This is a genomic window from Azorhizobium sp. AG788 (genome assembly GCF_004364705.1).
Classification (GTDB): domain Bacteria; phylum Pseudomonadota; class Alphaproteobacteria; order Rhizobiales; family Xanthobacteraceae; genus Azorhizobium; species Azorhizobium caulinodans.
Map to the genome: position 1 here is coordinate 378,245 of NZ_SOBM01000003.1, position 13,845 is coordinate 392,089.

General features: G+C 68.9%; 10 protein-coding genes and 1 pseudogene. 5 read left to right on the plus strand and 6 right to left on the minus strand.

Features of this window, described 5'->3' with window-relative positions:
• Positions 1 to 20 precede the first annotated feature (20 nt).
• The 4 genes from DFO45_RS09565 (at position 21) to DFO45_RS09580 (ending at position 5,696) form a co-directional block, all read left to right on the plus strand.
• Positions 21 to 1,289, plus strand: coding sequence for a hypothetical protein (locus tag DFO45_RS09565; RefSeq protein WP_133864657.1), 1,269 nt, complete (start codon positions 21 to 23; stop codon positions 1,287 to 1,289).
• Complete coding sequence (locus DFO45_RS09570; RefSeq protein WP_133864658.1) at positions 1,286 to 2,884, plus strand: heme biosynthesis HemY N-terminal domain-containing protein; 1,599 nt, start codon at positions 1,286 to 1,288, stop codon at positions 2,882 to 2,884. The genes DFO45_RS09565 and DFO45_RS09570 overlap by 4 nt, the downstream gene beginning before the upstream one ends.
• Positions 2,885 to 3,011: 127 nt before the next feature.
• Positions 3,012 to 4,817, plus strand: coding sequence for a translation elongation factor 4 (lepA, locus tag DFO45_RS09575; protein ID WP_043878746.1), 1,806 nt, complete (start codon positions 3,012 to 3,014; stop codon positions 4,815 to 4,817).
• 165 nt (positions 4,818 to 4,982) lie between these two features.
• On the plus strand, positions 4,983 to 5,696 hold the full coding sequence (locus DFO45_RS09580) for a VIT family protein (protein WP_208299768.1): 714 nt from the start codon (positions 4,983 to 4,985) through the stop codon (positions 5,694 to 5,696).
• Positions 5,697 to 5,753: 57 nt separating this feature from the next.
• On the opposite strand, the gene DFO45_RS09585 is transcribed toward DFO45_RS09580, so the two are convergent.
• From DFO45_RS09585 to DFO45_RS09595, 3 genes are all read right to left on the minus strand, one after another.
• Entirely contained in the window at positions 5,754 to 7,259 is a 1,506-nt protein-coding gene (locus DFO45_RS09585) for a DASS family sodium-coupled anion symporter (protein WP_043879901.1), read from the minus strand.
• A 187-nt stretch (positions 7,260 to 7,446) separates the two neighbouring features.
• Complete coding sequence (locus DFO45_RS09590; RefSeq protein ID WP_133864659.1) at positions 7,447 to 9,639, minus strand: methyl-accepting chemotaxis protein; 2,193 nt, start codon at positions 9,637 to 9,639, stop codon at positions 7,447 to 7,449.
• A 365-nt stretch (positions 9,640 to 10,004) separates the two neighbouring features.
• Positions 10,005 to 11,414 carry an FAD-binding oxidoreductase gene (locus DFO45_RS09595; RefSeq protein ID WP_133864660.1) on the minus strand — a complete coding sequence of 470 codons (1,410 nt, stop codon included), beginning with the start codon at positions 11,412 to 11,414 and terminating at the stop codon, positions 10,005 to 10,007.
• Between the two features lie 164 nt (positions 11,415 to 11,578).
• On the opposite strand from DFO45_RS09595, the gene DFO45_RS09600 reads away from it, so the two are divergent.
• On the plus strand, positions 11,579 to 11,989 hold the full coding sequence (locus DFO45_RS09600) for a hypothetical protein (protein ID WP_133864661.1): 411 nt from the start codon (positions 11,579 to 11,581) through the stop codon (positions 11,987 to 11,989).
• A gap of 3 nt (positions 11,990 to 11,992) precedes the next feature.
• Here DFO45_RS09600 and DFO45_RS09605 read toward each other — a convergent pair.
• The 3 genes and pseudogenes from DFO45_RS09605 to DFO45_RS09615 all read right to left on the minus strand — a co-directional run.
• Positions 11,993 to 12,574 (minus strand): annotated as a pseudogene (locus tag DFO45_RS09605) (UdgX family uracil-DNA binding protein); the annotation flags it as partial.
• An 8-nt stretch (positions 12,575 to 12,582) separates the two neighbouring features.
• Positions 12,583 to 13,530: a DUF72 domain-containing protein gene (locus DFO45_RS09610; RefSeq protein ID WP_133864662.1), complete on the minus strand. Its 948-nt coding sequence runs from the start codon at positions 13,528 to 13,530 to the stop codon at positions 12,583 to 12,585.
• Complete coding sequence (locus tag DFO45_RS09615) at positions 13,530 to 13,802, minus strand: DUF2934 domain-containing protein (RefSeq protein WP_133864663.1); 273 nt, start codon at positions 13,800 to 13,802, stop codon at positions 13,530 to 13,532. Before DFO45_RS09615 ends, DFO45_RS09610 begins: the two co-directional genes overlap by 1 nt.
• Between the last annotated feature and the right edge of the window lie 43 nt (positions 13,803 to 13,845).

Below are 13,845 nucleotides of genomic sequence, written 5' to 3' on the forward strand. Positions count from 1 at the left end.
AACTGGCGGCGAGGAGGCCCATGGCGAGCAAGAACCCCACCTCCAAGGCAGCGGCGGAGGCTTCCTCCAAGGCGGACGATGCGCCGAAGGCGCCGCAGCCGGAGACCACGGCGCCCGAAACCGCAGCCGCCCCCGTTTCCACGCCGGAGCCCGTGACGCTGGAGGAAACCCCCGCGCCCGACACGCCCCCCAAAGTGGAAGCCGCGGCGTCCGCCGAAGCCGCTTCCTCCGCGAGCGCACCCGTCAGCCCCGCCGAGGCCGCAGCGCGCGACACGGTGGTCGAGCCCGACGCCTATGAGGAGGCCGACGCCGCCGAACCGCCGATCCCGGTTGTGCGCGCGCCCCGCCCCTCGCCCTTCGTACCCATTCTCTCGGGCGCGCTCGCCGGCGCCGTGGTTGCGGTAGCCGCCGCGTGGGTCTTTACCCATTACGTGCCTCCGCCCGCGCAGGGCGTCTCCGGCGGCCGGCTGGATGCGCTGGAAATCGACGTGGCGCGCGACCGCGCCGCGGCGACGCAGCGGATCGAGAAGATCGAAGCTGCGCTGCGCGCCCAGCCCCCGGCGCAGGATCTCCAGCCCATCGCCTCCGGCCTCGCCAAGGCCACCAGCGATATCGCCGCGCTCCGGGCCGAACAGCAGAAGCTCGCGACCGCCCTCCAGTCGGGCGTCGATGCGGCGAAGGCGCAGGCGGGCGATCTGCGCGCGGCTGTGGATGCCACGCAGAAGAAGCTTGAGACGCTCGCCACCACAACGCAGGCGCTCGACCGCGCGTCCGCCTCGGTGGCGGTGCTCGCCGTGCTGCGCGACGCCATCGTCTCCGGCCGTCCCTTCGCCACCGAGCTGGAGGCCGCACGTGCGGTCGCCGGACCGAAGGCGACAACGCTCGATCCCTTCGCGAATGCTGCCGGCCGGGGCTACGGCTCCACCGCCGCCCTCGCCAAGCGTCTCTCTGATGAGGGCGCGACCGCGCTCGCGGGCGAAGCCTCCACTGGCCCCACGGGCAGCGGTGTCGTGAACCGCCTGCTCTCGGGCGCGGAAAGCCTCGTGCGGGTCACGCCGCCCGGCGGCACCAGCGCTGCCCCTTCCGAGGAGACGCTCCAGAAGGCGGTGGTCGCTCTTCAGGCCGGCGATGCCGATGGTGCGCTCGCCACGCTCGCCACCCTGCCCGAAGGCGCGCGCCAGAAGCTCCAGCCGGTGGTGAGTGCCATCCAAGGCCGGCGGGATGCCGCCAATGCCGCTTCCGCCCTGTTCCAGCAGGCGCTCGCCGCCATTTCCGGGAAGACGCCGTGATTCGCCTCGTTCTCTTCCTCATCGTCCTTGCCGCCATCGCGTTTGGCGCCTCCTGGCTCGCGGACCGGCCGGGCGAGATGCTCGTGGTCTGGCAGGGCTGGCGCATCGAGACCACGGTGCCCGTGGCGCTGGCCGCGCTCGCCGCCTTCAGCGTGGCGCTGCTCATCGTCTGGCACCTCGGTGCCCTCCTGCTGCGTTCGCCGCGCATGATCGCGACATTCTCCCGCCGCCGCCGGCGCGAGAAGGGCTGGGCGGCCGTCTCGCGCGGGCTCGTCGCCATCGGCTCGGGTGATCTGGAGGCCGCCCGCCGCGCCCGCGCCGAGGCGCTGCGCTATCTGCCGAAGGAGCCGCTGACCCAGTTGCTCGCTGCCCAGTCGGCGCAGGCCACGGGCCATCAGGACGATGCGCTGCGCACCTTCCGCACCATGCTGGATACGCCGGACACCCGCCTGCTCGGCCTGCGTGGCCTGCACATGGAGGCCCGCCGCTCCGGCGATGTCGCCGCCGCCCGCATGCTGGCCGAGGAGGCCGCCAACCAGTCGCCCGCGCTCACCTGGGCGGCGGATGCGGTGATCGAGGCCCGCTGCGGCGAAGGCGATTATGCCGGCGCCCGCGAGGTGCTGGAAAAGCAGATGGCCCATCGGGGCATCGACAAGCTCCAGTATCGCCGCCGCCGCGCCGTGCTGCTGGCCGCAGAGGCGCTGGCGCTGGAACAGACCGACCCGCCGGTCGCCCGCGAGCGCGCGGTGGAGGCGGTGCGCCTCGCCCCGACGCTGGTGCCCGCCGCTGCCGTCGCCGGCCGCCTGCTGGGCGCCAATGGCGAGCTGCGCAAGGCCACCAAGATCGTCGAGACCGCTTATGCGTCAACGCCCCATCCGGAGCTGGCGCAGGTCGCCGCGCACCTGCGCCCCGGCGATGCCGCCCTCGACCGGCTGAAGCGCATCCGCACCTTGGCGGCCAAGGCGCCCGATCATGCGGAAAGCCTGATCGCGCTTGCGCACGCCACCATCGATGCCAACGAGTTCGCCGAGGCTCGCGCCCTGCTCCAGCGCCTTTCCGCCGAGCCGACCCAGCGGGTGTGCCTGCTGATGGCGGAGCTGGAAGCCTCCGAGCATGAGGACGTGGGCAAGGCCCGCGAATGGGCCGCCCGCGCCCTGCGCGCCCCGCGCGATCCGGCCTGGATTGCGGACGGGCGGGTGTTCGATGCCTGGGCGCCGGTCTCCCCCGTCACCGGCAAGCTCGACGCCTTCGTCTGGGCGGTGCCGCCGGGCGTCTCCGCAACGCCGGTTCTGGAGCACGAGGCCGAGCGTGTGCGTCTCGCCATTGCGGCCATCCGCGAGAAGGAGGAGGCCCGCCGGGAACTCGCCCGCGCCGCCGAGCTGGAGAAGCTCGCCGCCAGCGAGGCCGTGGCCGAGGCGGACGCCAAGCGGCGCATGGCGGAGACCGAAGCCGCCGCTGCCGAGCTCAAGACGCCGGAGAAGCCCGACGCCCCGCCGGTGATCGCACTGCCCCCGCTCCCCGACGACCCCGGCCCCACCGGCGAGCCGGACCCGGTGGCCGCTGCCCCGGTGCGCAAGCGCATGTTCGGGCTCTGACGGTTCCGGCGCGGCGGGCTCCGCCGCGCCACGCCCTGCGCCGGAATGGCACAGGTTTGACCGGCCGCGGGGCTGCAGCGCCGGTTGCAGCCTTGTGGCGCCTGACGCCCGATGCTATGCGGCGCCCATGACCGCGACCGCTCAGAAGAACATCCGCAACTTTTCCATCGTCGCCCATATCGACCATGGGAAATCGACCCTCGCCGACCGCCTGATCCAGCTCACGGGCGGGCTCTCCGAGCGCGAGATGTCGGACCAGGTGCTCGACAATATGGACATCGAGCGCGAGCGCGGCATCACCATCAAGGCCCAGACCGTGCGCCTCTCCTACAAGGCGCAGGACGGCGAGACCTATACGCTCAACCTCATCGACACCCCCGGGCACGTGGACTTCGCCTATGAGGTGAGCCGTTCGCTCGCCGCCGTGGAAGGCTCGCTGCTGGTGGTGGACGCCTCGCAGGGCGTGGAGGCGCAGACGCTCGCCAACGTCTATCAGGCCATCGACAACAATCACGACATCGTCCCGGTCCTCAACAAGATCGACCTGCCGGCGGCCGAGCCGGAGAAGGTGAAGAGCCAGATCGAGGACGTGATCGGCCTCGATGCCTCCAACGCCATCGGCATCTCGGCCAAGACCGGCCTCAACATCGACCAGGTGCTGGAAGCCATCGTCACCCGCCTGCCCGCCCCCGTGGGTGACCGCGAGGCGCCGCTGAAGGCGCTGCTGGTGGACTCCTGGTACGACACCTATCTCGGCGTCGTCGTGCTGGTGCGCATCATCGACGGCGTGCTGAAGAAGGGCATGCGCATCAAGATGATGGGCGCGGATGCCGTCTATGACGTGGACCGCGTCGGCGTGTTCACGCCCAAGATGGTGGCCATGGAGAGCCTCGGCCCCGGCGAGATCGGCTTCCTCAACGGCTCCATCAAGGAAGTGGCGGATACCCGCGTCGGCGACACCATCACCGACGACAAGCGCCCAACGAGCGAGGCGCTGCCGGGCTTCAAGCCCGCCCAGCCGGTGGTGTTCTGCGGCCTCTTCCCCGTGGACGCGGCGGACTTCGAGGACCTGCGCGCCGCCATGGGCAAGCTGCGCCTCAACGACGCCAGCTTCTCCTTCGAGATGGAAACCTCGGCGGCGCTGGGCTTCGGCTTCCGCTGCGGGTTCCTCGGACTGCTGCATCTGGAGATCATCCAGGAGCGCCTGTCGCGCGAGTTCAACCTCGACCTTATCGCCACCGCGCCGTCGGTCATCTACCAGATGGAGCTGACGGACGGCTCGACCATCGATCTGCACAACCCGGCCGACATGCCGGACGTGGTGAAGATCGAGGAAATCCGCGAGCCCTGGATCCGCGCCACCATCATGACGCCGGACGATTATCTCGGCGCGGTGCTGAAGCTCTGCCAGGACCGGCGCGGCAACCAGATCGAGCTGACCTATGTGGGCGCGCGCGCCATGGTCACCTACGACCTGCCGCTGAACGAAGTGGTGTTCGACTTCTACGACAAGCTGAAGTCAATCTCGAAGGGCTACGCCTCCTTCGACTACAACATCACCGACTATCGCCCCGGCGAACTGGTGAAGATGTCCATCCTCGTCAACGGCGAGCCGGTGGACGCGCTCTCCATGCTGGTCCACCGCACGCGGGCGGAGTTCCGTGGCCGGGCCATGTGCGAGAAGCTGAAGGACCTCATCCCGCAGCACCTGTTCAACATCCCGATCCAGGCTGCCATCGGCGCCAAGGTGATCGCGCGCGAGACCATCAAGGCCCTGCGCAAGGATGTGACCGCGAAGTGCTACGGTGGCGACGTCTCGCGCAAGCGCAAGCTTCTGGACAAGCAGAAGGAAGGCAAGAAGAAGATGCGCCAGTTCGGCAAGGTGGAGATTCCGCAGGAAGCCTTCATCGCCGCGCTGAAGATGGACGACTGAGGCTTGGTCTCGGTCAGCGGATCTCGCCCTTCGCGGTTCCGTCATCTGAGCTCGTTACCATCGGCGCGCTTGGTGCTGGGCCGGTTCGCGGCTTAAGCTCGGGCCTGCGGGCGGCGGGGGCGGCGGCCGACGCCGCGATGCGCCTTGCCGCCGGCCCGAGGCTCCATGCCCAGAACCCTGTCCCTGCGCGAGCTGCATGCGGAAACCCATCTCGTCTCGCGCATCGGCTGGCTGCGCGCCGCCGTGCTCGGCGCCAATGACGGCATCGTCTCCACCGCCAGCCTGATCGTCGGTGTCGCCGCCGCGTCTGCCGGGCGCAACGAGATTCTGCTGGCCGGCCTCGCGGGCCTCGTGGCGGGCGCCATGTCCATGGCGGCGGGCGAATATGTCTCCGTCTCCTCCCAGTCCGACACCGAGGCGGCTGAACTCGCCCGCGAGCGGCGGGAGCTGGCGGCCGATTTCCAGGGCGAGGTCGGGGAGCTGGCCAGCATCTATGAGGAGCGCGGCGTCGAATCCGCGCTGGCCCGGCAGGTGGCCGAGCAGCTCATGAAGAAGGACGCGCTCGTCGCCCATGCCCGCGACGAGCTGGGCATCTCGGAACTCACCACCGCCCGGCCCATCCAGGCGGCGGTCGCCTCGGCGGCCTGCTTCAGCATCGGCGCCGTGCTGCCGCTGCTGCTCGCCATGCTCGCCCCGGCTTCCGTGCGGGTGGCGCTGGTCTCGGGCGGCTCGCTGGTGTTCCTCGCCGTGCTCGGCGTGATCGCGGCGAAGGCCGGCGGCGCGCCGGTGCTGAAAGCCACCCTGCGCGTCACCGTCTGGGGGGCGCTGGCCATGGCGGCGACCGCCGGCATCGGCGTGCTGTTCGGCGTCGCCGCCTGAAATCGGTGCGATTGAAAGGTCACGGCGCAGCCGCGGCAGGCGGCTGTGCCGCGCTTCTCACCAGAGGCCCAGCACCTTCCACCAGAGATTGCCGACCACCGCATAGATCAGCAGCTCGATCACGCACATGACGAAACCGACCCGCCACCACAGGCCGAGGCCCACATAGCCCGAGCCGAAGATGATGGGCGAGGTGCCGGTGGCATAATGGGTGAGCGTCATCATGATGGCCGAGCCCGACGCCATCATCAGCAGGAAGGGGATGTGAAAGTCGGGCGGCACGATCTGCAGGCCCACCGTGAGGAAGGCCAGCATCATGGCGCTGATGTGCGCGGTCGTGCTGGCAAAGAAGTAGTGCGAGAAGACGAAGCACAGCACCAGCAGCGCAGCCGCCGGCTGCCAGCCCATGCCGGACGCCAGGATGCCGCTCTTCAGCAGGTTGGAGAACCAGGCGATGACGCCGGTCTTGTTGAGCTGCTCGGCCATCATCACCAGCGCGCCGAACCAGATCAGCGTGTCCCATGCGCTCTTCTCGGAGAGCACGTCGTCCCAGTCGATGGTGCCGGTGATGATGAGCGCGAACAGGCCGAGGAAGGCGACGGCGGTCGGGTCGAGCTCGAAGGCCTTGCCGAAGATCATGGCCGGCACGTTCGCCCACAGCACCAGCAGCAGCAGGAAGGTGCCGATCATCACCCACTCGCCGCCAGAGAGCGCGCCCATGCGCTTCAGCTCGCCGCGGGCATAATCCACCGCGTCGGGGGTCGCCTTCACCTCCGGCGGGGACAGGAGGGCGATGGCGAGCGGCATCAGCAGCAGGCAGACGAGACCCGGCAGCAGCATGTAGAGCGCCCAGGACGTCCAGGTGAGATGGAAGCTCTGGTTCGTGACCTTCGCCACATAGTCCACCACCAGCGGATTGGGCGCGGTGGCGGTGATGAACATGCCCGAGGTGATGGGATTGGCATGCATGTTCACCAGCGCCAGATAGGTGCCCATCTTGCGCTCGGTGCCCTTGGCCGGGTCGGAGCCGAAGGCGCCGGCGATGGACTTCATGATCGGGTGGACGATGCCGCCGCCGCGCGCCGTGTTGCTGGGCGTGAAGGGCGCAAGCACCAGTTCGCAGACCGCAAGGCCATACCCGATGCCGATGGTCCGCCGCCCCAGCAGCGCAATGAAAAGGAGGCCGATGCGGCTGCCCAGCCCCGTCTTCTTGAGCCCCCGCGAAATGAAGATGGCCACCACGATCAGCCAGATGAGCGGATTGGAGAGGCTCGCCAGCGCATCGGCGATGGCCGCCTTGGAGGAGGTGGCGGTGACCTGCGAGAGCGCCACGATGGTCATGGCCATCATCGCCATGACGCCGATGGGCATCACCTTGAGGATGATGGCGACGATGGTGGTGAGGAAGATGGCCACCAGCGCCCACGCCTTCGGCGTCAGGCCGGCCGGAACGGGCAGCAGCAGCAGGGTGAAGAGCACCAGCGTGGTGATGATGGCCGGCTTGATGCGGAAGGGCACCACCCTGGCAAAATAGGCAAACAGACCACGCACGCGTTCGATCATCTCAAAACCCCGGCACATCGCGCGCCGATGATCGGCAACGCTCGTTGCAGTCTCAGGTTTTCATCTCTCACGGCGGGGCGCCAAGGCCTGCGTCAATTTTCACAGCGCAAACCATGCAATTCATGCACGGCAGCCGCGCGCGGAGCCCGGAGGCCCTGCGCACGGCGGTTGGAAGGCGTCCGTCCGATCAGGCGGCGCGGACCGTGCCGAGGAATTCGGCCATCACCCGGCGCAGCGTCTGCGTCTGGGTGGCGAGGCTCGCGGCCGCATCCTGCACCTGAGCGGCGGCGGAGGAGGTGTCGGCGGCCGCGCCGTTGATGCCCGAGATGTTCACGGACACCTGCTGCGTGCCCTGCGAGGCGCGGGCCACATTGTGGGCGATCTCGCGGGTCGCGACGCCCTGCTGGTCCACGGCGGCTGCGATGGAGCCGGCAATGCGGTTGATCTCCTCGATGACGCCGGTGATGCCGACGATGGCCTGCGAGGAGGCGCGGGTGGAGCCCTGGATCTCCTCGATCTGCGCCTCGATCTCGGCGGTGGCCTTGGAGGTCTGGTCGGCCAGTTGCTTCACCTCGGCCGCCACCACCGCGAAGCCCTTGCCCGCGTCACCGGCCCGGGCCGCCTCGATGGTGGCGTTGAGGGCGAGCAGGTTGGTCTGTCCGGCAATGTTGCGGATGAGGTCCACTACCTTGCCGATCTTCTCGGCGGAGTTGGACAGTTCCTGCACCTGCGCCGCGGTGTTGCCGGCCTCGGCCACAGCGGCATTGGCGATGCGCGCGCTCTCGTCCACCTGCCGCTTGATCTCGATGATGGAGGACGCCAGTTCCTCCGCCGCCGAGGCGACCGTCTGCACATTGTTGGAGGCTTCTTCCGAGGCCCCGGCGGCGGTGTGGGATTCGTCCGCCACCTTGCGGGTGGCGGAGGTCATGGTGGACGCGGCACCTCCCAGCTTGTCGGAAGCGACGCCCACATTCTCGACCACCTGGCCCATGGCCTGCTCGAAGCCGTTGGCGAGGTTCTGCATGGTGGCGCGGCGCTCCTCTTCCTGGCGGACCCGATTGGCCTCGGCTTCCTTGGCCTTGCGCGCCGCCTCTTCCTCGACGCCGATACGGATCTGGTCCACGGCGCGGGAGATGTCGCCGATCTCGTCCTTGCGGTTGGCGCCCGCGATCTCCGCCACCTGCTCGCCCGCCGCGAGGCGCCGCAGGGCAAGGGTGAGGCGGGTGATGGGGTTGGAGATGCCGCGGGCGACCAGCGCCATGGCCACCAGGGCCGCCGCCGTCACCACCGCCGCAGCGACCATCTGCCAGAAGGTATCGGCGCGGCTCCGCTCGGCCAGGGAGGCGCCGAGCTTGTCGGCATCGGCCATGACGACTGCGCGCGGCACGGTGATGATGACCGACCATGCTCCGCCGGTCCGGCCGAGGGCCACGGGAGCGAAGACCTTGATGGCGTCCTTGGCGGTGTCCAGCTTCACCGCTTCCTCGCCCTTGCGCAGGGTGTCCATGTCCTGCTCGGCCTGCGGCTCGATGGCCTTGTAGGGCCCGCCAATGCTGCGGGGATCGGCGCTGGAGGCGACGACGAGGCCGGCATTGGTGACGATGGAAACCGTGCCCTGCCCCTTGTAGATGGAGCGGTCCACCTTCTCCGCGAGGCTCTGCACGAAGGAGAGGTCGAAGTCGGCGCCCGCGACGCCGGCGAACCTGCCGCCGACCATGATCGGAACCGACATGGTGGCGAGATAGACCGACTTGCCCTGCACCACATAAGGCAGGGGGGCGAGGATGCTCTCCTTGCCGGTGGTCTGCGGGCCGATAAACCAGCCGCCCTTCATGACGCCGTTCGGATGCAGGTCGCGGCTGTCGTACTCGACCAGCGGCTGAAGGGCGATGTTCCCCGCCGCGTCCCGCGTCCAGTAGGGCAGCGCGCGACCCGTGGCGTCCGAGCCGATGTCCTTGCGCCCGATGTTCAGCGGATCGGCGCCGTCGAGGGCGTCGGGCATCCAGGCGCTGTACGTGCCGTTGAAGCGGGCATTGTCCTTCAGCACGCTGAGCAGAAGCGCATTGAGCTGGCCCCGCCGCTGGTCGCGGGCGCTGCCGACGCCGTCATTCTCGGCCACGATCTCCAGCGCGCGCGCCATGACGCGGGCGGCATCGAACGCGGAATCGATCTCGGTGCGGATGGCCGCGGCCTGCACGGAGGCCAGGCGCTGGAGGGAGTCGCGGCTCGTACTGTCGAGCAGATCGCCGACGCTCTCCGTCACGTAGCGCGACGTCTGGGACGCCGCATAGAGCCCGTATCCGAGCAGCGCACCGGCCACCGTGACGACGCACAGTGCCGAGAGCGCGATGATCCTGATCTTGATCGAATGAATGTTCATGTCCGCCACCACCACAACCTAAGGTAAATACCGGGCTAGGTGCCGGAGCTTGCGCGGGGCTGGCGGATTTCACGCGTATTTTTTGATTTAGATCAAATGGCAGTTTCCCGAATACATCCGAAAACGGAGCAGTTTTCTAGGCCGGTGAGCAGCGGGAGGAAGTGCCAAGTCTAAGTCACTGGAATCCAATGCAAGCGATCTAAGCCCTTTGGCGGGGGCGACGGATCATTCGTCCAGCAACGGTCGTTACTACTTTGGCGCGCATAAAGTAGGGGTGCGGGGGTTGGCCGCAGGCGGCAGATGGCTGCAACAAGCGATGTCGCTCCACCACCGCACCACGTGGGCGCGCTCATCCGGCGGATGGGCTACCGCACCACCTTCCCCGGATTGAGGATGTTCTTCGGGTCCACCGCTGTCTTGATGGCCCGCATGAGGGCGATCTTGGCAGGATTGCCGTAGCGGTCCAGCAGATCGAGCTTCACCCGGCCGATCCCGTATTCGGCACCAAATGATCCGCCCATGGCCACGGCCAGATCATAGATGCGGGGCGAGACCTCGCGCTCGAACCATGCCTTGTAGGTGGCCGGCACGGCACCCACGGGCGCAACCACGTTGAAGTGCACATTGCCATCGCCCACGTGACCATAGATGGACAGGCGGCCGCCCTCCGAATGCGCCTCCACCAGCGCGGAGGCCTCTTTCACGAAGGCCGGCAGGCGGGAGGTGGTGACCGAGACATCGTGCTTCACCGAGCCGCCGTTCGCCACTTCCGCCTCGGGAATGTGCTCGCGCAGCACCCAGAGCGCATCGCGCTGCGCGCCGCCGGAGGCGAGCGTGCCGTCGGTGACGAGGCCGTCTTCCATGAGCTGCTCCAGAAGCCGGTTCACCGCTTCCTCCAGCGGGAAGACGGGCGAGGCGGTCTGGGCTTCCAGCAGCACATAATGGGGGTTGGGCGCCGTCAGCGGGTGGCGTAACTCGCTCCTGGCGGCCAGCAGCATCCGGAGCGAATGATCGGAGACATATTCGAACGAGGTGATGCACTCGCCGGTATAGGCCTGCGCCCGCGCCAGGATCTGCGTGAGGGCCTCGATCTCCGGAATGGCAAGGAAGGCCGTGACGGTCTGCACGCTCTTGCGCACCAGCTTCAGCGACACCGCCGTGATGATGCCCAGCGTGCCCTCCGCACCCAGCAGAAGCTGCTTCACATCATAGCCGGTGTTGTTCTTGCGCAGGGGCTGGAGCACGTCGAGCAGTTGTCCGTCCGGCAGCACCGCCTCGAGGCCCAGCACGAGATCGCGGGCCATGCCGTACTTCAGCACGGAGACGCCGCCGGCATTGGTGGAGAGATTGCCGCCGATCTGGCAGGACTGGCGGGAGCCGAGGTCCAGCGGCAGCATGAGGCCCGCGGCATCCGCCGTCTCCTGAAGGACGCTCAGCACGCAGCCAGCTTCGGCGGTGAGGGACAGGTTGGCGGCATCCACCTCGCGGATGGCGTTCAGCCGCTCCAGGCTCAGCACCAGTTCGTCTCCCGCAACGCCCGGGGTGGCGGCCGCGCAATAGGAGGTGTTGCCACCCTGGGGCACCAGCGGCACCCCATGCTCCGCGCACAGCGCCACGATGCGGCGCACCTCTCCGGTGGTCCGGGGGCGCAGCACGGCGCGGGAGGCGCCGGTCATGTATTTGCGGAAGTCCGTGAGATAGCGCGCCACCACGTCCTGATCGGTGGTGACGAGGTCCTCCGGCACAGCTTTGAGAACGGTGTCGATCCTGTCCATGCCTGCCTCCGCGCATCTGGAGGCTTCATAGCAAGCCGGCACGAAGAATGGTGCGGCATCAGCCAGATCCCGCGCAACTTTATGCCGGCTCGCCCACCGGCAGGGATTGCCTTCCGCAGCCGCCCGCCCTTTCCTGCCTCAGGACAGAGGCGAGGAGAGAAGCCATGGCGCGCGCGGCAGGAAGGTTCGGGAACACATCCCGTTCGGGCCCGCGCCTTGGCGCACTGCTGACCCTGCTTGTCCCGGCAGCCGCCGGCGCCGCCCCGCCCGCCGAGGCCCCAAACGTGGTCATCATCGCGGTGGCGGCTGTGCAGGAGCCGGACGGCGCAACCGACTGCACGGAGAAGGGGCAGGTGCGGCAGGTGGAAAAGGGCACGCGCCTCGCCATCGGCCAGAACGTCACCCTCACCGTGCCCTGCCGCCGGGCCGGCGCCAAGGCGCGCAGCGGCACGCCGGACAGCGCCACCCTCTCCGCCGCGCCTTACGGGCGCGTGCAACTCGACACCACCGGCACACTGCTGCGCGCGCCCTATGAGCCGCTGGCCGATGCCCCGCCCCCGCCGCCCTCGGAGTGAGGGTCAGGCCGCCTCCCGCGCCACCACGAGATCCGCCACCAAAGCATCGAAGGCCCTGGCCCGCGCTTCAGCGTCCGGCACACGCAGGATGGCGGAGGGATGGGTCGTCACCAGCAGGCGCACGTCGCCCGATGCCTCCATCACCCGGCCGCGCGTCCGCGAGATGGTGACCGCGCGGCCGAGCAGCGCATGGGCGGCGCTGGCGCCCAGCGCCACGACGAGCGACGGCCGCACGAGCGCCAGTTCCCGGTCCAGCCACCAGCGACAGGCGGCGATCTCGCCCGCATTCGGCCCCTTGTGCAGCCGGCGCTTGCCCCGCTGCTCGAACTTGAAGTGCTTCACCGCATTGGTGACATAGACCGCGCCGCGCGCGATGCCCGCCGCCTCCAGCGCCCGGTCCAGAACGCCACCGGCCGGGCCGACGAAGGGATGCCCCCTCCGGTCCTCCTGGTCGCCCGGCTGCTCGCCCACAAGCATCAGCGGCGCCTCGGCTGCCCCCTCTCCGAACACCGTCTGCGTGGCATCTCGATAGAGCGGACAGCGTGTGCAGTCCGCCGCATCTCGGGCGAGCGCCGCCAGCGCCTCCGGGCCGCTCACGGGTGCGCCTCCGCTGCCCCGATCTTCCGGCGGCGCCGCACCGGCACGTCCGGGCGGCCCGGCGCCTGGCCGAGGCGAGTCATGAGGGCGCGGGCATCGTCGGGGGCGTGCAGCTTGTCCGTATTGTCGAAATAGACGAACACGTCGCGCGGGCGCTTCGGCACGCTGCGGGCGTCGATGAAGGCGCCGTCGGTCATGGCCTTGCCCTCCCGCCAGCGGCCCACGCGCGCCGCCCAGCGGTCCAGCTCTTCCGGCGGATAGGCGCTGCGATAAAGTTCCTGCGAGCCGTGCAGGCGCACATAGATGAAGTCGGCGGTCGCATCCATGAGCAGTGGCCACTCGGCCGTATCGGCGCAGACGAGCGCGACGCCGTGATGCCGCAGCAGGTCCGTGAAGGCGTGCGTGCGATAACTGTCGTGGCGGATTTCCAGCGCATGGCGCAGTGGACCGTCCGTCTCGGCCTCCACCGCTGCCCGCCCTTCAAGGCGCGCATCGTGCCGCCGGGCCAACTCCGATGCCGTCGCCATGTTGCGGGGCAGGAGGGACAGGAAGGCGTCGAGCCGTGCCTCGTCGAAGGGAAAGGACGCCGGCAATTGCCACAGCACCGGCCCGAGCTTGCGGCCGAGCTTCAGGACGCCGGAGGCAAAGAAATTGGCGAGGGGCGCCTCCACCTCCTTCAGCCGCTTCATATGGGTGATGAAGCGCGGCCCTTTGACCGCGAAGAGGAAATCGTCGGGCGTTTCAGCCGCCCAGCGGGCAAAGACCTCCGGCTTCTGGAGGCCATAGAAGGTGCCGTTCACCTCCAGCGAGCGGAAGACTTGCGCCGCATAGGCCAGTTCCCGCTTCGCGCCGAGGCCCTCGGGATAGAAGGCGCCCCGCCACGGCGCATAGGTCCATCCCGAGACGCCGATGCGCACATCGGCTGGCGGATGGCGGGCCGCCATTATTCCTCCGGCACGGCCTTGCGGCTCGGAGGCACCTGCTCGCCCTGGTCGGTCAGGGTCGGGAATTCACCGAGATTGTTCTGGATATCGGCCGGCTCCTCGGGCGGACCGTCCTCCGTGGGCACGGGGCGCAAGGTGGCAGGATAATTCTCCGTCTGCGCCACGAGTTCGGTGGCCATGTCCCAATGGATCTCGGCGCGGCCTTCCGGCTGCCCTTCCTCGATCCAGATCTGATAGGCGAGTTCGCGGATCTTCTCGTCGTGAGCGTCCATGATGCGTCCTTCCGTCTTTGAGAGGAGAACGGCGGGACACGGA